Origin of the sequence: Rossellomorea sp. LJF3, assembly GCF_037046045.1 — a bacterium.
Lineage (GTDB): Bacteria > Bacillota > Bacilli > Bacillales > Bacillaceae_B > Rossellomorea.
The window spans coordinates 1-18,133 of the sequence record NZ_JBANLY010000028.1 but is presented as its reverse complement, the minus strand read 5'-3'; the positions used below and the strand labels follow the sequence as shown (position 1 = coordinate 18,133).

Genomic DNA, 18,133 nt, shown 5'->3' with positions numbered 1-18,133 from the left:
GTCGAGGTGACCACATGGACACACTAAACACACCATCATCTCCTCTGATACTCGAGGAGATGTATGAACAATTTCATAAGTTGATTTACCACATCGCTTACAATATTACAAAGGACGTTCACTTATCACAGGATGTCATCCAGGAAACTTTCCTGAAAGCTTATCTCAAGATGGATACTCTTAAAGATCCGGCAAAAATCAAATCCTGGCTCACTGCGATTGCAAAATGTACAGCCATCGACATCGTCCGCCAACGATCCAAGCGCAATGAAATCTGCATAGAAGAACATGAAGAATTCCATCCCATTGAGGATCACCGCTCCCTGGAAGATGAAATCGATGCCCGCTTCCTTAAAAGCAGCATCCAGGATCATATCACAGATCTTCCACTCACTCAGCAGGAAGTCATGGCATTGAAAGTCACGGAGGATATGAGTGATCGTGAAATCGCCACAAAGCTGAACCTGTCCCCTTCCACCGTGAAAACCCGTTTTCACCGGGCCAGGAAGCAATTGTATTCGATCGTTCAAATGAAAATATCTGCATAGGAAAAGGAGCCTGGTTAGGGCTCCTTTTTGGGTTGATCCAAGAGAATAAAAGTTTAAATGATGCATTGGCTTTTTGGGAATTCCAACCCAAATGATTGACAGCCCTTCCAATAGGTTTCAAAATAGAATAATAAGTCATTCTCAAAGGGAGAGTTTATGGACACTCATTCGTCTCATTTATATGAATACTTGACTGACCACGCCTTGGATTTTACAGAAGACTGGCTGGGATTTCAGAATATTAAAACCGGATCGCACTATTCTCCGGATTCTCCACCTGAGGTTCTGAATAAAGTCAAAGAACAAAACTCCAATTATGTAAAGGTCATTGCAAGATGCTTATTACTTTCTAATGAGGAATCAAAAAAATTGATTTCTAACTGGACGAAGGAAACGGCAACCGATCGAAGCAAATCCAGCACGACCCTTGATGAAGTCGTGCGGAATTCTGGTGTTTTCAGAAGGGTGTATTGGACCTATGTTGAGAAGTTCGTGGAAGAAACGGAGTTCAACATCCATCTAAAGGAAGTATTTGAATGGGAACGAAAGATTAATTTCGCCTTGGATTATGTGCTGGAAACATTCACCTCGACATTCCTTGCGATCTTGATGGACAGGCTGCAGGCTCAGTCCACATTGATTCAAGAGTTAAGTACCCCGGTCATTACTTTAACTTCGGAAGTAGGGCTGCTCCCGATCATTGGGGATATTGATACAACCCGCGCAAGAATGATCATGGAGTCAACCCTTCAGCAAAGTGCTGATGCCCATCTGTCCATGCTGATCATCGACTTGTCCGGAGTCGTATTGGTGGACACCATGGTGGCACAGCAGATCTTCCGCCTCATTGATGCCTTGAACCTGCTGGGAGTCAAATCCGTCATCACGGGTATCCGACCTGAAGTCGCCCAGACAGCGATCCACCTCGGACTCGATTTCTCCACCATCCATACTGTAAATTCCCTGGAACGGATCATCGCCGAAGTCATCCAGGATAACAGCAGCTTTTTGCACAACTAAGTATTGAACAAAAGAAAAGACTGATCCAATCCAAGGTGTGGCCGATGGATTGAATCAGTCTTCTTATTTTATGAAAAATGATGTGAAGCGTTGTAACTGGCCTTCACCATGTATTCATGCTGAAGAAGTTTCACTTCGAACAGGGTGATCGGATCGAAATATCGTTCCGGATTTCCTTTCATTTTCTTCAATGCTTGCTGATCGGATGCAATCTCCGCTTCCGTATCCTTGATCGTTACCTCCAGTTGCTTGAATGGATCTGAGAAGAATGAATGAATATCCTGCTGCAGGGATTTCTCAAACAGATCAAACTGAAGGAAGAACTTCTGGACAACGGATGCCGTAATATCCTGATAGTCTTCGTTTTCCAGGTAACGCTTGTACTGGTTGTATAATAACGACTTATTCTGAGGCAGGACCCCAAGTAGTTTTCCTGCGCTTTTCAGAAGGAACTGAGCCGGTTTAAACCGTAACAGGATATTCTCTTTGTCGATCTGTGCCCTCGTTCCCATTCTGCTGACGTCCCTGCGCCAATCATCAACTACTTGGAAATCGCATTGTAAAACGACTTTATCCTTCCCGAATAGTCCGTTGAACGTTTCACTCATTTCATTCAAGTAGTCCTGACTGTCCTGCAGTTCCTGCTTTGAAAAGGCAAGCCACTCCTCAAGGGACGTGACGTAACGAGGCATGAGATCGTCCTGGATGTACTCCTGGATCCTTGTGTTCATCGCATCATTTAATTCAGTGTGGATTTGTTTGAAATCACTTTCTTCACTGATCAATTCCGAGCAACCGCTGAGTATGGCAGGGATTTTCTCAGAAATTTCCTTCTTCATGGCTTCCTTCTTTTGATGGAAGGAATCTTTGATGATGGAAACCTTGTCGCTTTGCATGTCTCCCAAATAGTTCTCGAATCCATTCAGACGTGTGAGGATGTCCTCATTTTTTTCAATGCTTTCCTTTAAATCATTTTCATGATTCTTACGTTTCGAGTATAGGTCCCTTAACGTTTTTCTCACTAGATAAAATAATTTGCTTCCACGCTCTCCCTTAAGGGCACCGGTCTTCACCTGATAATGGTCCCCAAGGAACGCCTCCACATCTTTACGCTGAAGATGAACGGCTTCGAGGGACGAGTAAGGCAGCACTTCTGCATCCGGGAACCATTCACGGGCTTTGTTCCGTGCAGATTCAATGATTTCTTCCGTTCTCTCTGTGTGGGATACTTTATCCATCTTATTTAATAAGAAGTGTACGTTCACAGGCTGTCCGATTTCCGCTAATTTCCGTAAGGTCTGACGGTCTTCTGCATTAAAGGGGGCATCGGCATTCAGGACATACAATAACCCATCAGCTGCAGGATAAAAGGCAGTCAGATCATCAAGCTTCCTCTTACCCGTTTGAACATCGATGAGTGCCGTTCCATTTTTCTTAAGAAACTCTGATGGAAGCTTATACTCCACAAATGCTTCCCGCTGCATCAACTCTTCGAAGTCTGCGATGCTTTCCACTTGATGAACCCCTTGATCGTGAATCTCCTTCACTTCTACCTGCTGATCATGATAGCTGTAGATGATCGTTGAATCTTCAGCTTCTCCCACACTTTCACCCAGGACGGATTGAACGAAGGAAGACTTCCCGCTTGATGCACTTCCCGCAATCAATAGATGATGTTCACTCAGATCCATCAACTGCTCTGCAATCCACTGGGTTTTGTATCCGACAGGTGCGTCATTCCGTTCCGCCCACTGAATGATTTTATTCAAAAACAGAATGATGTCCTCAAACCGGGCCTGATAGGAATTTCCCTCTAAGAGAATCATTTCCGCTTCTTCCGTCACCATCGGTTCGATGCTGTAGGAAAAGACATCGTTCCAGGCCAAAACGGCTGCTGCCGGAAATAGCGGCTCTTGATCCCTGCTCACCTTCAACCAATTCGTCAACATACTTGGCATGAAGCCTTCAAGGTCTTTCACAAGGTAATCACCTTCAAGGAAGCCGACATATGCCTCTTTAAAGTGAGAAAGAATTTCCTGCCAAGATTCGTTCGGAAGGATCTCCACGTATTCAAAGAGCGTGTTCACCGTCAGCATCCATTCGATATGGGCAGCCGAGTGGCCTCTGTAACTCGCCCATAGACTGGATACAAGATCCTTAAATTGTTTACGGTCTTTTTCATACACTGCGATCAATAGATCATAGAAATAATCCGGAGCAAATGACCTTGTGTACCCTTGATCACCATACTCTCTCAAAATCATGAACCATGCAGGTTCCCTCGTTCGGATCGATTCCTTTACAGCCAGTTCCACCGCTTTATTCCAGTCCCCCTGTTCCTCATAAAAAGCCCTTGCGAGTTCAGTGACATTCGGGTAATCCGGTTCGATCGATAATGCTTTCTCGATCGTGTGATAGGCCGATTGGATCTTGTTCCTCTCGATGTAAAGGGAGAATAGCTGCAGGGACACCTCCATGGTCAGTATCGTACTATCGGTTTGGATGGCTGTGTATACATCCTCGGCTGATGACAGCATCCCAAGCTCATAGTAAGAATCCGCAATGTTCTTCTTAGCCCATGGCTCCAGTTCGTTCAGGATACTTTCCCACTTGAAGATGGCCGCTTCATAGTCCCTGCTGTGAAAATAAACCTCCCCTTGGGCATAGCGGATATACGTTAAGTCATACGGTTCGTTTTGCTGTTCTTCGACAAATGCTCCTCCAAGTACTTCTATTGGATGACGGTTCGTGTCCTGATCTACTAAAAAAGTTCGATAAAATGACTTCTCCATCAGTAATTTTTCTTCTGTCATAATGTCCTCCGTTATATGTGGGCCTCCCTTGCCGGAAACCTCACAGACTTGTCTATTTCTCTCATTCTAACAGAATTTCATTGGGATAAAATTTCATTTCCTTTTCATTTTTCGATTGATACTTTCTGCCGTGATTCAATGGGATCACTTCCATTACAGAAGAAAGGACTATCCGTTACGAAAGGCTTTGATGCACTTTCAAAACAGATAGTCCTTTATACTTACCACTATTATTCTCCCATCAAACTATGCGGAAGTCTGATGGACAAGCTTTTTTTGTTTTCTGCCTTCAAGAATCGCCACTACGAGGGCAATGAGTAAAAACAGGCTGGAAATTTGGAATAGTACTCCCGTCTCGACATACTGAGCCAGCACGCCGAATACTAAGCCGCTCAACCCGATACCAAGATCGATGGAAGAGAAGAACATACCGTTCGCCACTCCACGTCTATGATCCGGCGTCATGGACAATGTCCAGGATTGAAGGGTTGGAATGAGTGAGCCGAATCCAACTCCGAAAAGAAGACCGGATACGACAATCAGTAAATCGGAATGAGCGAAAGACAGTGCCCACATGCCGATAAACGTAACCACGATACAGAATAGCACAAGCCCCTTTGGTCCCCGTTCATCAAACCACTTTCCAGCAATCGGTCTGGAAAGGGACGCCATGATCGCATTACATAAGTAGAATAGGAAGATATGCTGTATTCCTCGTTCTTCCCCGAAGATGACGATGAATGTTACGATCGATCCGTATCCAAATGTCACCATGATGGTAATGAAAGCCGGGAACCAGCTGGATTTTTCGACCAATGAACCAAGATAGGAAAACTTCAAATCTTCTTTCTTCGTTTCTTTGACCACTTTAGGCGTCTGATAATGAACGATCCCCAATAGGAAGATCGCGATGACACCCAGTACACTTGATGTGATGATCAGATTTGTGAAGGTCGTCACCTGGAATAAATAGATTCCGAGGCTCGGGGCGATGATCATCCCGATCGTAATCGACAAGCCGTAATACCCCATCCCTTCACCCAAACGGGATTTAGGCACCACATCGACGGCTGCCGTTCCGTTGACCGTTGTGGACCATCCCCATGCGAGTCCATGTACAAAACGGAATAATAGAAAGATGAAGACCACACTCGACAATGGATAAATCACCGTAATCGCGAGTAACGAGATTACCCCTATCAAGACGAGGGGCTTCCTGTCCCTGTATTCCAGCATAAACCCAATGAACGGCCGACTTAACACAGCCCCGATTGAAAACAGCGTCGTCACCAATCCAATCTCAAGCCCCGATGCCCCAATCGACTTAATATAAGGAGGAAGCGTCGGAATCAACATCTGAAACGACATAAACACAAACAAATTCCCCACCATCAACATAATAAAAGACCTCGTCCATAAAGGATCCTTTACCTTCATAAAAAAACCTCCCATCCCATCTATCAAACCCCACCAACAGATGGGGATATTATTTCGGATTACTAAATAATAGCACACAATACACAATTGCGATACGAAATAAAACAACGGAAATGTGTAAGTTTTTAACAAATTGCAAATAGTACCAATGAACCTTCATTCATTATTATAGAGAAAATAATTCTTAACTGTTTTTTGGCTTATTCCGTGGATAGGGGGACAACCGACAGGAGAAAATGAATTTTCTCCTGTCGGTTGTCCCCCTATCCACGGCCTTTCAGCATAAGCTGAAAGGCGAGTGAAACGAACGTTTCACTCGAATAAGCCAAAAAACGCCTGCACTATCATTAGGTGCAAAGTCTTAATCTTTCTTATTTACACAGCTATTTCCCATACTTTTATTGAAAACACAAAGAATTATACTATAATAACAACATGGCCAAACTTTTCTGAATAGTCTTTACGCGGCCACTCATACATATTTACTTTTTATTCCCTATAAATATACAACCATGAATGGAGGTTATTCTTTGAATTATACGTTACGCCCATTAGGCGACCACGCCGTCGTCATCCAATTAGGCAGCTCGATTCAGCAAGAAACACACGACCTGGTGAAAGCGGTAACAAATATAATCGAAACCCAATCATTCGACTGGCTGGTAGAATATATCCCGGCCTTCACAACCGTCACACTCTATTACGATCCAATCAACATCACCGAATCTCACAAACCCTTTCAGAACACACTTCCATACACGGTCGTCTGTTCTGAAATCGAAAACATGCTTTCAACCCTGAAAACGGAAGAAAAAGGAGAAGCAAGAATCATCGACATCCCCGTATGCTACGGAGGAGAATTCGGGCCTGACCTTGAAGAAGTCGCCAACCATCATCAGTTATCCACTGAAGAAGTCATAACGAAACACATCAACGGGGACTATCTCGTATACATGATCGGCTTCGCACCCGGATTCCCTTATATCGGCGGCATGTCTCCGGAAATCGCGACGCCAAGAAGAAAGTCCCCACGCCTGAAAATACCGGCAGGCTCAGTTGGAATAGCAGGGGAACAAACAGGGGTATATCCCATAGAAACACCCGGTGGATGGCAGTTGATCGGCCGTACACCCATAAAACTGTTCCAACCTGATAACGACGACTCACCAAGCCTGCTGAAAGCCGGGGACCGAATACGCTTCACTCCGATTTCATTTGAAGAATATAAAGCATTGGAGGAGGAACAATGATTAATATAATCAAGCCGGGCCTCCTGACAACCATCCAGGATTTAGGAAGGTACGGATATCAAAAGTACGGCGTCATCGTGAGTGGGAGCATGGATCCCCTCGCCCACAAAATTGCGAACCTTCTCGTCGGCAATGATGTGGAAGAGGCCACCCTTGAAATCACCCTGATGGGACCCGTCCTAGAATTTAAGGAAACCTCCCTTATCTCAATCTGCGGAGGAGACCTGACTCCGACGATTGATGGGAAGCCCGTTCCATTAAGGAGATCCCTCTTGATCAAAGCCGGGAGCATCCTGAAGTTCGGGGCATGCACGAATGGCTGCCGCAGTTATCTTGCGGTTGCAGGAGGTTTTAAAGTCGAGAAAGTCATGAACAGCAGGTCCACATATGTAAGGGCGGGAATCGGAGGATTGGATGGTCGTCCCCTTCAGCCTGGCGATATGTTGGAAGCAGGACCGATCAACAAAGAATCAGCCAATATGATCGACTATTTACTTCCCTATGTGGAGAAGAGTGACTTCACGGAAATCGACTGGTCGATTTCATCTGAATTCATCTCATCCTATCACCAGAAGAAAGCCATTCGGATCATCCCTGGAACGGAGTACGATTTATTTTCCGAAGAGAGCCGGGAGCAGTTCTTCAAGCAGCCATTTAAAGTATCCTCCCAATCAGACCGGATGGGTTACCGTCTTGAAGGTCCGTCCCTCCATCTTGATGAGGAATTCGATATGGTATCGGAAGCGGTGGTGTTTGGAACGATTCAGGTTCCGTCGAATGGTCAGCCGATCGTTCTGCTCGCCGACCGGCAAACGACGGGAGGTTATCCGAGGATAGGATACATAGCATCCGTGGATCTTCCCCTCATTGCTCAAACGAAGCCGGGAGAAGCCATTACATTCACCATGATCTCCCATGAAAAGGCGCAGGAGCTATACATAGATCGCGAGCGACAATTAAACCATTTAAAGCAAGGAATCGCCTTGAAATTTAACTCTTAGTCCACAACAAAGGAGAGAACCCCTTGAAGAAAAAATCGAATTTCAGCCTATTACTGGGAGCAGCGTTCCTGATGGCGACCTCCGCCATCGGACCGGGCTTCCTGACTCAAACAACCGTCTTTACTGAAAAGCTGGCCGCAAGCTTTGGTTTCGTCATTTTAATTTCCATCCTTATCGATATTGGCGCACAGCTGAATATTTGGCGCATCATTGCCATCTCTGAGAAAAGGGCTCAGGATATCGCAAATGATGTCCTTCCTGGATTAGGGTATTTCCTTTCCATCCTCATCGTGGCGGGTGGCCTTGCCTTTAACATCGGAAATATCGCCGGAGCGGGACTCGGTACGAATGTCCTGTTCGGGATCTCAGCTGAAATGGGCGCATTGTTCAGCGGGATCGTTGCAGTCGGGATCTTCCTGGTAAAGGAAGCGGGCAGATTAATGGACAAATTCGCTCAAATCCTGGGATTATTAATGATCATCCTTACGGTATATGTCATGTTCACAGCGAATCCACCTGTCGGCGAAGCCGTAACGAAAACATTCGCTCCCGACACCATCGATTTTCTCGCGATCATCACCCTGGTCGGCGGGACCGTCGGTGGATACATCACCTTTGCCGGGGGGCATCGATTATTAGAGGCTGGGATAACAGGGAAAAAAGCCCTTCCTGAAATCACAAAAAGCTCCGTATCAGCCATCGGAATCGCGTCCATCATGCGGATCTTTCTATTCCTCGCCGCGTTAGGGATTGTCGCTCAAGGGTTTACATTAGACCCTAAGAACCCACCTGCGTCCGTATTCCAGCTGGCTGCCGGTGATATCGGGTACAAAATGTTCGGTATCGTCATGTGGTCTGCCGCTGTGTCATCCGTAGTAGGGGCTGCCTATACGTCGGTATCCTTCATCCGTACATTCAGCCCACTCCTTGAGAAATATCATAAGTGGCTGATCATCGGTTTCATTACGATTTCAACACTTGTTTTCGTGATTGTCGGTAAACCGGTTGCCATCTTGATCCTGGTCGGGTCCCTCAATGGATTGATCCTGCCGATCGCCCTTGGTGTCATGCTGATTGCCGCACATAAAGCAAAAATCGTCGGTGACTACAAGCACCCGGTCTGGATGACCGTATTCGGTGTGCTGATCGTCGTGGCCATGTCTTATATGGGTGTGTACTCGTTGATCCAAGGCATTCCTCAGTTGTTTAGTTAAGCAAAAATCGAAAGACCTCGATCCCTTGCGGGGATCGAGGTCTTTTTTGGCAGCTGACTTTTTTGTACCAGGTACAATCTAACATTCCTGTGCCTGGTACAATCCCATTGAATTGTACCAGGTACACCACTTTGGAACATCACTTTTCCATAAATAGAAAAAAAGAGACCGCTCCGGCCTCTTATTTCTGAATAATATTCTTCACCCGGCCAACCTGTCCATCTGCTAATCGGACTTTGATGCCATGTGGATGATTCGGGGAATTCGTTAAAATATCTTTCACGATCCCCCGAGTTAGTTTGTCTGTTCGCTGGTCTTTTTTCAGGACGATGTCCACTTCAAGACCCGGTTTGATATTGGAACGCTGTTGTCCGTTCATCGTATTCTCCATTCCTTAAGAAAATTTCTGGATTCGTCCAGGACTAGTCTTCATCCTTCACATCAATATCTTCAGGGATCGGTTCACTTAGATATTCTGCGAGCTGCCGCTTCATTTTTTCCATCTGTTCAAGATGCTGATTGAATTGATCCCGGTATAGTAAATATTGTTCCCCGTCATGAACCGCACGTATCTTTCTTTGTTGGACGAGGCTTTCAATGTACGATTCGGGGAGGGACAGATATTCGGCTGTTTCTTTAATGGTGAGATACATGAAGTTCTTCCTCACTTTTCTTAACTTGTACAAGTATGAATTACTATCTTCTATCATACTTTACCTTTCATCTTTTTTCAAAATCTGTCGACATGATTTGAACCGAATGGGTGTCCACTCCATGTCATCTGTACTTCCGGGAAAATATCATACTAGTGATTCGGTGGATTTTCCCATTAAATGATTGATAGCCGGTCCCATCAAATGAAAGAGGACATAATCTGATAGTAGGTAGTTACCTCATTGAGAAAGGAGAAGGAAAATTAGAAGTAACGAAAATTTCATAATGAAGGGATGAAGGAAACGTGTTAAAAACGAAAACGATTATAACGATTCTTGGTAGCGCAGGAGGTGTGGCAAAATCAGTCCTTTCCATTCTTAACAAATCTGTTCAGGATAAGGAGGACCCCATCCACTACGTAATCCGGGATGCCGTGATTTATTTAATCGATCACAATCAAAAAGAATCCAGCTATTACTCCGCTCTTTCCCCACATTTATTCAATCAATTCCGTATAATGAACTTTGATCTTCACAACCTCCCACTCTTTCAAAAACATTTAAGGGATTCCAAAACGTCGATTGTATTGGATGTTTCATGGGCCGACACAGTAGAGATGCTTAATTGCTGCAATGAACTGGGAATACAATATATCAATACCGCTTTAGAAAATAAAATGGTAGACGACAACGAAGAGGAATATGAAGGTTTTCCCCTCATGGAACGCCTCCGTATCTTTGAGGAGAATAAGTCTGCCTACACGAATATGAAAGGGATTGTATGCTCTGGAATGAATCCGGGAGTGGTACAGTGGATGGCCATCGAAAGAATGAAGGCCATGAAAGACCTGCCCCTTGCATGTTACATTGTAGAGCATGATACCTCTTTCTTTCAAGATGAAACCATTGCTAAGGAGAACTGCGTCTATACCACATGGTCTCCTGAATGTTTCCTTGATGAAGCCATTTTAAGCTTCCCGATGATGATGAAGGAGAGAACACCCCTCTTTCTCTATGAAAATGTATATGATTTGGAATTCAAAGTGACCCTTGGTGACGTGACATTCAATGGATGTCTGATGCCCCATGAAGAAGTGTATACGTTATGCAGGAGGTTCAATATGGAAGGGGGCTTTCTATATAAAGTGAACGATCATACGACAACTCTCATCCGAAATAACCTTGACGATGCAGATAAGATCTGGGATTATCCCATGGAAACCCTTGATCCCGGCAAACAGCCCTTAATAGGGAAAGATTTAGTAGGGGTCCTGCTCGTTTATAAGGACCGTGAACTATATATGTATAATGAGCTGAGCAATAAAGAGATTTATGAAAAATATCAAACGAACGCCACCTATTTCCAAGTGGCGTGTGGGATTTATGCCGGGTTCGCTTCCCTTCTTCTTGACGCTTTGCCGAATGGAGTGAGATATGTAGATGAACTATTGATGGAAACCGGGAGTCGCTATGGTGAGTATGTTCAATACTATATGAAAGACTTTATCGTGGGTGAAAACGATACCACCGATGGATTATTGTTAAATCGAATGAAAAAAATGTAGAGGCCGATGACCTCTACATTTTTATTCTGTTAACTCTATCTTGGCAACGGCTTCACAGTGCATCGTCTGAGGAAACATATCAACGGGCTGAACTTCCGTTGTTTTATACCCGCCGTCTTCCAATATTCTAAGGTCCCGGGCAAGGGTTGCCGGGTTGCAGGATACATAGACCACCCGCTTCGGCTTCATGGCAAGGATTGTGTTCAAAAGTGCTTCATCACAGCCCTTTCGCGGAGGATCCACGACAAGGACATCCGCTTTGATCCCTTCTTTATACCAATCGGGGATGACGACTTCCGCAGGTCCAGCTTTGAATTCCACATTCGTCATACCATTCAACTCGGCATTTTGCTTCGCGTCTTCAATCGCCTGTGGTACGATTTCCACCCCGTATACCTTCTTCGCCTTTTGAGCGAGGAATAAGGAGATCGTCCCGATTCCGCAATACGCATCGATGACCGTTTCTTCTCCCTGCAAATCGGCATACTCCAACGCTTTATCATAAAGCACTTTCGTCTGCTCGGGGTTCACCTGATAGAAGGATCTTGCTGAGATCGCGAACTTTACGTCACCGATATAGTCGTGGATCACCTCTTCTCCCCAAAGGACGCGGGTTGTATCGCCCATGATCACGTTTGTTCGTTTAGGGTTCACGTTATGAACGACCGATTTCAAGCCTTCTATATTTTCAATAAGTGCATCCACTATCTCCTTCTTATGGGGAAGCTCAGGCGTCCGCGTGACCAGTACCACCATCACCTCACCCGTCGTATACGCCGTCCGGGTCATAATATGGCGGAGAGTCCCTTTATGATTCTTCTCATCATAGGGACGGACCTGCAATTTTTCACATACATCCTTCACATGCTGGATCACTTCATCATTTTTTTCATATTGAATGATGCATTTGTCCATATCGATGATTTCATGACTGCGCTTTTGATAGAATCCTGCTACAAACCGTCCGTCCTTTTCCCCGACGGGAACCTGGGCTTTATTACGGTAGCGCCATGGTTCTTCCATTCCGAGGACCGGGTGCACGCTTACGTCAGGAAGCTTGCCGATACGCTGCATTACGTCCCTTACATTCTTCTCTTTCGCTTTTAGCTGGCCTTCATACGTCATATGCTGGATCTGACAGCCTCCGCATTCCCTGTAGATCGGACAAGGAGGTTCCTGACGAAACGGACTCTCTTTCGTGCGTTCTGACAGTCGGCCGAATCCGTAGCCTTTACTCGTTTTCACGACTTTGACGCGGCCTTCTTCCCCGGGCAGGGCATTTGGGACGAACAATGGGTATCCGTCGACCTTGGTTACTCCATTGCCGTCATGGGTCAAATCCTCGAATACGGCTTCATCTATATAATCATTTTTTTGAACGGGTGCTTTTTTACTCACGTATATCTTCCTTTACGAATTCCTTTTTAAGACTCTACTGATTGTACCATAAATGGATAAGGAGAATGAAATGGATAGAGGTCCGTCCCTCTCTATGAAAAAAAGCATCGACGGGCCGATGCTTTTTGTGTTCAGGATGAGGTGGGTTCTTCCCTGTCCGCGGACTGGATGGACTCGATGGCCTGGTTCAGATAAAGCTTGAAGGCTTCACCTTTTTCGACACGGGTCTCTTCGAGGGATTCCATGATGCACTTGAAATTATCGATGAGATGATCTGATTTCATGCCCCTGCTTACCAGCACGCTGTTCAGCCAGAGGGCATAATCGGAAAACACCTTCGATTCGCCTACATCGGCAGCAGACTCCAGATAGTTGAAATGATGAATATTATCTTCATAGCACTTCTTCCGGCCGGCATCTCCGTACTTTTCATTCAATTCCGGGTATCGGTCATATAATTTCACAACGGCTTCATCTATGACACTTTTATATTTATTTTCCATCAGTACGCCACCACTTTATACCGGTCAATGGACGGGATGATGGAGGCGAGTTCCTGATCCGGGTATTTTTTTTCCAGATCATGAATGCGCTTATAGTCATCACTCTGAACCCAGGCCATAAAGTGTTCCTTCGTATCCCACTCCATATGGACCGTTATTTCTCCCGGTTTTCTTTCATTTTGCAGCAGGAGAAAACGTTGAAACCCTTCTGCTTCGTCTACCAGACCTGAACGGGAATGATAGATTGATATGACTTCCTCCGCCTTCTCATCAGGCACTACAAATGTTGAATGTACGATATACATTGAATTCCTCTTCTCTGCGGCACATGATCAGACATGCTTTTTATTCACTGTAACATAGTCAGGGAGTGCCGGGGAATACAAAATTTAACAGAATTTAATAGAAAGCGTCACAATGTACATTTTCTTGTTAGGATGTAAAAACTTACCGCGTTTTATCCGATCTACAAAGGGTACAATGGTATGTGCAACAATTCTAGAAAGAGAAGGTAGATATATATGAACCCAGACTTCTTAGTAAACCTTATCCTTGTAGGGAATGTTTTTCTTGGAGTGTTATTCGCTCTCAAGTCAAGAAGGTGGTGGCTACCCTATATACTGATCGGACTCACCTTTTTAACCTTGACCTTTGGATTCGGGATATCCCTTTTGCTGAATAAAGAATCGATCCTCGCCTATTTATTTGTGTTCGTCGTCGGGCAATTGATATGGGTCTTTGCCTTTGTGATTGTCGCCCATCTATTATCCTGGATCGTCCGGAAGGTCCCTTTCCGTCATAAACAACAGATCGGATGGGGCTTTTTGATCGGATTCCCATTGACGTTTTCCGTTTTTTTGTTCGTTAACTAAATAATCATCATACAAATAAAAGGAATGCCGTAACCCCAACGGCATTCCTTTTTATCATTCCGCTTTATCTTCAGGCCGGATCTTATCAAGTGGGACGAAGACTTGCAGATGACGGTACAGGTTTTCGAATTCGGCTGGAAGGACCCCGCCAAGCTCGCCGTCCACATTCAGCTGCACTTTTTCTTTCGCCTTGATCTTGATCCGATTGGCTTGTGTGTATATGACGTTCGGATCGTTCACATGCTCTCCCCGTACTGCCAGGGACGCAATGCGGATAAATTCTGCCAGATTCGTTTTCTTCAGAATCAGGAGTGAAAATAAACCGTCATTGATCGAGGCATCTGGAGCCAGTTTCTCGAAGCCCCCGACCGAGTTGGTCAATCCGATGAGGAAAAGCATCGCTTGTCCTTCAAACAACTTCCCATCATATTCGATCGATACATCTGTCGGTTTTATGGAAGGAAGCATTTCAATGCCCTTCAGGTAGTAAGCAAGCTGTCCCATCATGGTTTTAAGCTTACTCGGGACTTCATAGGTCAATTCTGTGATTCTTCCCCCACCAGCGATATTGATGAAATAGCGGTCATTCATGCGTCCGATATCGACAGGGATCGTTTCACCCTTCGTAATCACATCAATGGCCGAGCTGATATCCTTTGGAATGTGCAGGGCACGGGCGAAGTCATTTGTTGTCCCCATTGGAACAATCCCAAGCTTCGGCCGGTAGTCCTGTTCGGCTAATCCGTTGACGACTTCATTTAACGTACCGTCCCCACCTGCAGCGACGACGATATCATATTTGCGTTCGACAGCAATTCGTGCCGCTTCGGTTGCATCCCCTTCACAAATGGTTGCGTGAACAGATGTTTCATATCCTGCCTGCTCCAATTTGATTAATACTTCAGCGAGATGTTTTTTAAAAAGCTCCCGCCCCGAAGTCGGATTGTATATAATTCTTGCTCGTTTCATACCCATCATCCTAATCTGTATTGATTCAAAAAACTCGTCCATGTATATACCATCTTTTAACATCATATACCAATTTAAATTATTCATGCAAAATATGTTCAAAAGGCAGGATTTTTCAAATCGTCCACCGGTCAATATCATAACTCTTTTCATTGGAAAAATCTAATGAAATATGAAATTTCCCCACGCCTGAAGGGAGTCGGATCCATGATTGTCAGAAAGAATTCATAAATGGGGAGTCTCACTGGTGGTAAAGCAAAAAAAATAACCGTACAGAATATCACCCTGATATTCTGTACGGTTATGGGAATAGATGTATATTCCGTTTTTGCAAAAATCGGATGGATTCTTCAAGGGACTTCATATCAAAATGATAGACTTCACCAATGATGTCTTTCCACTTATCCAGATCCTTCATTTGGTACTCCCGGATATTCCGGTAGGTCATGACCTTCAACGTCTGGTTACGGAGGAAATAGCACTGGTTCCTCTGGAAGCGGACGGCGGTGATTCTTCTCATGGTGATGTTGTCATCGGAATCCAGGTAGGACGCTTGTATGTCCGACTCCAAGTCTTCTTCTTCAAGCGGTATCCACTCTATGGTCTTTTTTACAAACGTCTTCCCGTTTGAACGCCGATCGACTTCGAATTCACGGATGTCCTTCTGGGTAAAGATGATTTCTTCTCCAAAGCCGTGAAGAAGATGCTTCTGTCTCGCCTCGAGCTCCACAGGCTTCATGATGGGAGAACCATACCCCACATCAACATACAGCTTACGATTATCAATCGAGATCATCAATCCCAAGTGTCCGGGGTTCACTCTGACAAATTGACAATGGAAACCTAGTTTTTTTAACAATCTTCCAAAATTAATATTTAGCGTAAAGCAAGTTCCTCCCCACCCTTTCAGATGGAGATTTTCTGCAAATGTCTCTAACGAGGGGACAAAGGATCCACCCTGTGAGAAATAATAAAATTTACTGAACGTCTCATAGGGAATCCGTATCAAATGCTGCTGGATCAAACGCTGTAAGTAGTTCAACGTAGGGGTCTCTATGTCCATATTCAGATAGTTCACGTATTTTTTTACTGCTTCCAATCCGATCACTCTTTCTACTTTTTCATCAGGCAGACTGTAAACTGGTGCTCAAGAGTAAACTCATGGAGGGAGTCGTGACGTCTGGATAAGAAAGTATGTAATGATTGCAGTATTCCTTCTTTCTCCGTATCGTCTAAATGAGTGAGCAAGGAAAGGGAGCCCACACGCTCGCACCAGGATTGTATGGTGAAATCGACCATATAGTAAAATGTATAAAAATCTTTGATCGTAAAGTCGGCTTGCTGCCATTCTAACAACCACTCCACGGGAAATCCATTTACTTGATTGCCCTGATCAGCTTTTCCTTCCGGGGTTTCATCGATATATTCATGCAAAAACGTCATCGTATCCTTTACGACTTCCTGATTCGGAAGGAAGCTTGAATCGCTTACAATGAACGTTCCTTTCTCCTTCAAAATACGCTTCATTTCATGTATCGCTTTCGGGCGATCGAATAAATGCCAGCTTCTATGACTCATCGTGATATCGTAGTAGTGATCTGGCAGATTCGTTGATTCTGCAGTGCCGGTCAGATAAGGGATCTCGAGGTATTGCCTGCTTTCCAAAGCCTTGGCCGTTTTCCTCAGGTCAATAGAAGGTTCGACTCCGATCACTTCGGCTCCACGCTTATGAAGCTTTCTTGTCAAGGCTCCGGTACCTGAACCAATCTCAGCCACTTTCCTTCCTTCCCACACGATTCCTCTTACCTTCAACGTATCAAAAAACTGATGCGGAATATCATCACAAGACGCAGCGTAACGGGAGGTCACATTACTAAAATTCACTTCCATTCACTCTCTTCCCCTATCATAATTGATTTTCACTCTGCTGAACGTTACGATTTCATGTCAACTCCATCACAGCCGCCTGCACAAAGAGCCTTCCTACATACATACTACATTCTGTATGCCAAGGGAAAACTCCTGCCGAGGGACGGACCTCGCTTAACTTTATATCGTCATAATATGTAATCCTTTAAATGATCGGTTACTTTAAGAAATTATCCTATTTCTACTCGTGGTAAACCTTATAGTAAATTATATTTCTATCATTTTAGTGGGTGATTTCATTAAGGAATAGAGGTCCGTCCCTAAAAAAAAAACGGTCATCAGAGATGACCGTTTAGATGACCGTTTGCTGTGTGGTGTTCTTTAGTTGTTGGCTCCGGCTGCGATCCGCTTTACGTTTTGTTCGGCGGTTTTCGTGAGGTCCGGGGTGAATCCGTTTTTCATTCGCTGATTTTCTTCGTTGAAGTAGTCTTGGACTTCCTGGTCGAATTCTATTTCAATAAGATCACGAATGTCTGTAATTCTGAGGGCGATCATAATGGATACTAGGTGAGCCACTGTTAAGGATTTCTTCTTGAAATTCACTAGCTCATTGATCGTAGCCACTCTTAATCCTGTTAAGCGGTGAAGATCGCCTTGAGTCAATCCTCGTTCGCGCAGGATTTCTCCCAATTTAATGTGAATTTTATGGGGAAATTTATTTAGCGCTTCTATAACAATTGTATTTGTCTTTTGGTGAATCATGATGCTTCAACTCCTCATCCTTTATCATATTAACTTGAATACACCCATTCGTGAACCGGCAATAAATACCATCCCGGCGGGTACTTATTACCATTTCCTTTTGAGCATCATGAAGCACCATGAACCAATTGAAAGAAGACCCCCGGAACGGTGGCTAACCCCAAAAGTTAGAGTTTTGTTATGCAGCTGATTGGATGGACTGAGTTCGGTATTCGACTGGACTTAGTCCATCCAATTTTTCTTTTGAACGTTCATGATT

The 18,133-nt window shown here is 44.6% G+C and carries 19 protein-coding genes; 7 read left to right on the top strand and 12 right to left on the bottom strand.

The window, feature by feature from the left end; all coding sequences use genetic code 11:
* Window positions 1-14 precede the first annotated feature (14 nt).
* Together V8G47_RS18780 and V8G47_RS18775 are read left to right on the top strand one after the other, a co-directional pair.
* Complete coding sequence (locus V8G47_RS18780; protein WP_336201419.1) at window positions 15-548, top strand: RNA polymerase sigma factor; 534 nt, start codon at window positions 15-17, stop codon at window positions 546-548.
* 156 nt (window positions 549-704) lie between these two features.
* Complete coding sequence (locus V8G47_RS18775; RefSeq protein WP_336201418.1) at window positions 705-1,568, top strand: STAS domain-containing protein; 864 nt, start codon at window positions 705-707, stop codon at window positions 1,566-1,568.
* A 68-nt stretch (window positions 1,569-1,636) separates the two neighbouring features.
* Here V8G47_RS18775 and V8G47_RS18770 read toward each other — a convergent pair whose 3' ends face one another.
* Window positions 1,637-4,381 carry a GTP-binding protein gene (locus V8G47_RS18770; RefSeq protein WP_336201417.1) on the bottom strand — a complete coding sequence of 915 codons (2,745 nt, stop codon included), beginning with the start codon at window positions 4,379-4,381 and terminating at the stop codon, window positions 1,637-1,639.
* Between the two features lie 246 nt (window positions 4,382-4,627).
* On the bottom strand, window positions 4,628-5,818 hold the full coding sequence (locus V8G47_RS18765; RefSeq protein WP_336201416.1) for an MFS transporter: 1,191 nt from the start codon (window positions 5,816-5,818) through the stop codon (window positions 4,628-4,630).
* Window positions 5,819-6,348: 530 nt separating this feature from the next.
* On the opposite strand from V8G47_RS18765, the gene pxpB reads away from it, so the two are divergent.
* From pxpB to V8G47_RS18750, 3 genes are all read left to right on the top strand, one after another.
* Window positions 6,349-7,068, top strand: coding sequence for a 5-oxoprolinase subunit PxpB (gene pxpB / locus V8G47_RS18760; protein WP_336201415.1), 720 nt, complete (start codon window positions 6,349-6,351; stop codon window positions 7,066-7,068).
* Entirely contained in the window at window positions 7,065-8,069 is a 1,005-nt protein-coding gene (locus tag V8G47_RS18755) for a biotin-dependent carboxyltransferase family protein (RefSeq protein WP_336201414.1), read from the top strand. The genes pxpB and V8G47_RS18755 overlap by 4 nt, the downstream gene beginning before the upstream one ends.
* 71 nt (window positions 8,070-8,140) lie before the next feature.
* The gene (locus V8G47_RS18750; RefSeq protein WP_442970880.1) at window positions 8,141-9,283 is read left to right on the top strand and encodes an NRAMP family divalent metal transporter; all 1,143 of its coding nucleotides are present in this window, start codon (window positions 8,141-8,143) and stop codon (window positions 9,281-9,283) included.
* A gap of 181 nt (window positions 9,284-9,464) precedes the next feature.
* Here the strand turns inward: V8G47_RS18750 and V8G47_RS18745 are convergent, their stop codons facing one another.
* Window positions 9,465-9,662: a YwbE family protein gene (locus V8G47_RS18745; protein WP_060671570.1), complete on the bottom strand. Its 198-nt coding sequence runs from the start codon at window positions 9,660-9,662 to the stop codon at window positions 9,465-9,467.
* A 43-nt stretch (window positions 9,663-9,705) separates the two neighbouring features.
* Window positions 9,706-9,936 (bottom strand): excisionase family DNA-binding protein, encoded by a 231-nt coding sequence (locus V8G47_RS18740; protein WP_034760887.1) that lies wholly within the window; start codon window positions 9,934-9,936, stop codon window positions 9,706-9,708.
* Between the two features lie 305 nt (window positions 9,937-10,241).
* Between V8G47_RS18740 and V8G47_RS18735 the strand changes: the two genes are divergently transcribed.
* Window positions 10,242-11,501 carry an S-adenosylmethionine decarboxylase related protein gene (locus V8G47_RS18735; protein ID WP_336201412.1) on the top strand — a complete coding sequence of 420 codons (1,260 nt, stop codon included), beginning with the start codon at window positions 10,242-10,244 and terminating at the stop codon, window positions 11,499-11,501.
* A 21-nt stretch (window positions 11,502-11,522) separates the two neighbouring features.
* Here the strand turns inward: V8G47_RS18735 and rlmD are convergent, their stop codons facing one another.
* The 3 genes from rlmD to V8G47_RS18720 form a co-directional block, all read right to left on the bottom strand.
* Window positions 11,523-12,899, bottom strand: a complete 1,377-nt coding sequence (rlmD, locus tag V8G47_RS18730) for a 23S rRNA (uracil(1939)-C(5))-methyltransferase RlmD (protein WP_336201411.1) — start codon at window positions 12,897-12,899, stop codon at window positions 11,523-11,525.
* A 131-nt stretch (window positions 12,900-13,030) separates the two neighbouring features.
* A complete protein-coding gene (locus V8G47_RS18725) occupies window positions 13,031-13,402 on the bottom strand; it encodes a hypothetical protein (RefSeq protein WP_336201410.1) in 372 nt (123 codons plus the stop codon).
* Window positions 13,402-13,707: an antibiotic biosynthesis monooxygenase family protein gene (locus V8G47_RS18720; RefSeq protein WP_336201409.1), complete on the bottom strand. Its 306-nt coding sequence runs from the start codon at window positions 13,705-13,707 to the stop codon at window positions 13,402-13,404. The genes V8G47_RS18725 and V8G47_RS18720 overlap by 1 nt, the downstream gene beginning before the upstream one ends.
* Window positions 13,708-13,923: 216 nt before the next feature.
* Between V8G47_RS18720 and V8G47_RS18715 the strand changes: the two genes are divergently transcribed.
* Window positions 13,924-14,274 carry a hypothetical protein gene (locus tag V8G47_RS18715; RefSeq protein ID WP_060671575.1) on the top strand — a complete coding sequence of 117 codons (351 nt, stop codon included), beginning with the start codon at window positions 13,924-13,926 and terminating at the stop codon, window positions 14,272-14,274.
* Between the two features lie 54 nt (window positions 14,275-14,328).
* On the opposite strand, the gene V8G47_RS18710 is transcribed toward V8G47_RS18715, so the two are convergent.
* The 5 genes from V8G47_RS18710 to V8G47_RS20845 all read right to left on the bottom strand — a co-directional run.
* Window positions 14,329-15,243 carry a diacylglycerol kinase gene (locus V8G47_RS18710; RefSeq protein ID WP_098438365.1) on the bottom strand — a complete coding sequence of 305 codons (915 nt, stop codon included), beginning with the start codon at window positions 15,241-15,243 and terminating at the stop codon, window positions 14,329-14,331.
* 301 nt (window positions 15,244-15,544) lie between these two features.
* A complete protein-coding gene (locus V8G47_RS18705) occupies window positions 15,545-16,342 on the bottom strand; it encodes an arylamine N-acetyltransferase (protein WP_336201408.1) in 798 nt (265 codons plus the stop codon).
* Between the two features lie 14 nt (window positions 16,343-16,356).
* On the bottom strand, window positions 16,357-17,133 hold the full coding sequence (locus tag V8G47_RS18700; protein ID WP_336201407.1) for a class I SAM-dependent methyltransferase: 777 nt from the start codon (window positions 17,131-17,133) through the stop codon (window positions 16,357-16,359).
* 360 nt (window positions 17,134-17,493) lie between these two features.
* The gene (locus V8G47_RS18695; RefSeq protein ID WP_034760875.1) at window positions 17,494-17,874 is read right to left on the bottom strand and encodes a helix-turn-helix domain-containing protein; all 381 of its coding nucleotides are present in this window, start codon (window positions 17,872-17,874) and stop codon (window positions 17,494-17,496) included.
* Window positions 17,875-18,052: 178 nt separating this feature from the next.
* Window positions 18,053-18,133 (bottom strand): IS3 family transposase (locus V8G47_RS20845; protein WP_442970879.1); only part of this gene is annotated, 81 nt, incomplete at its 5' end.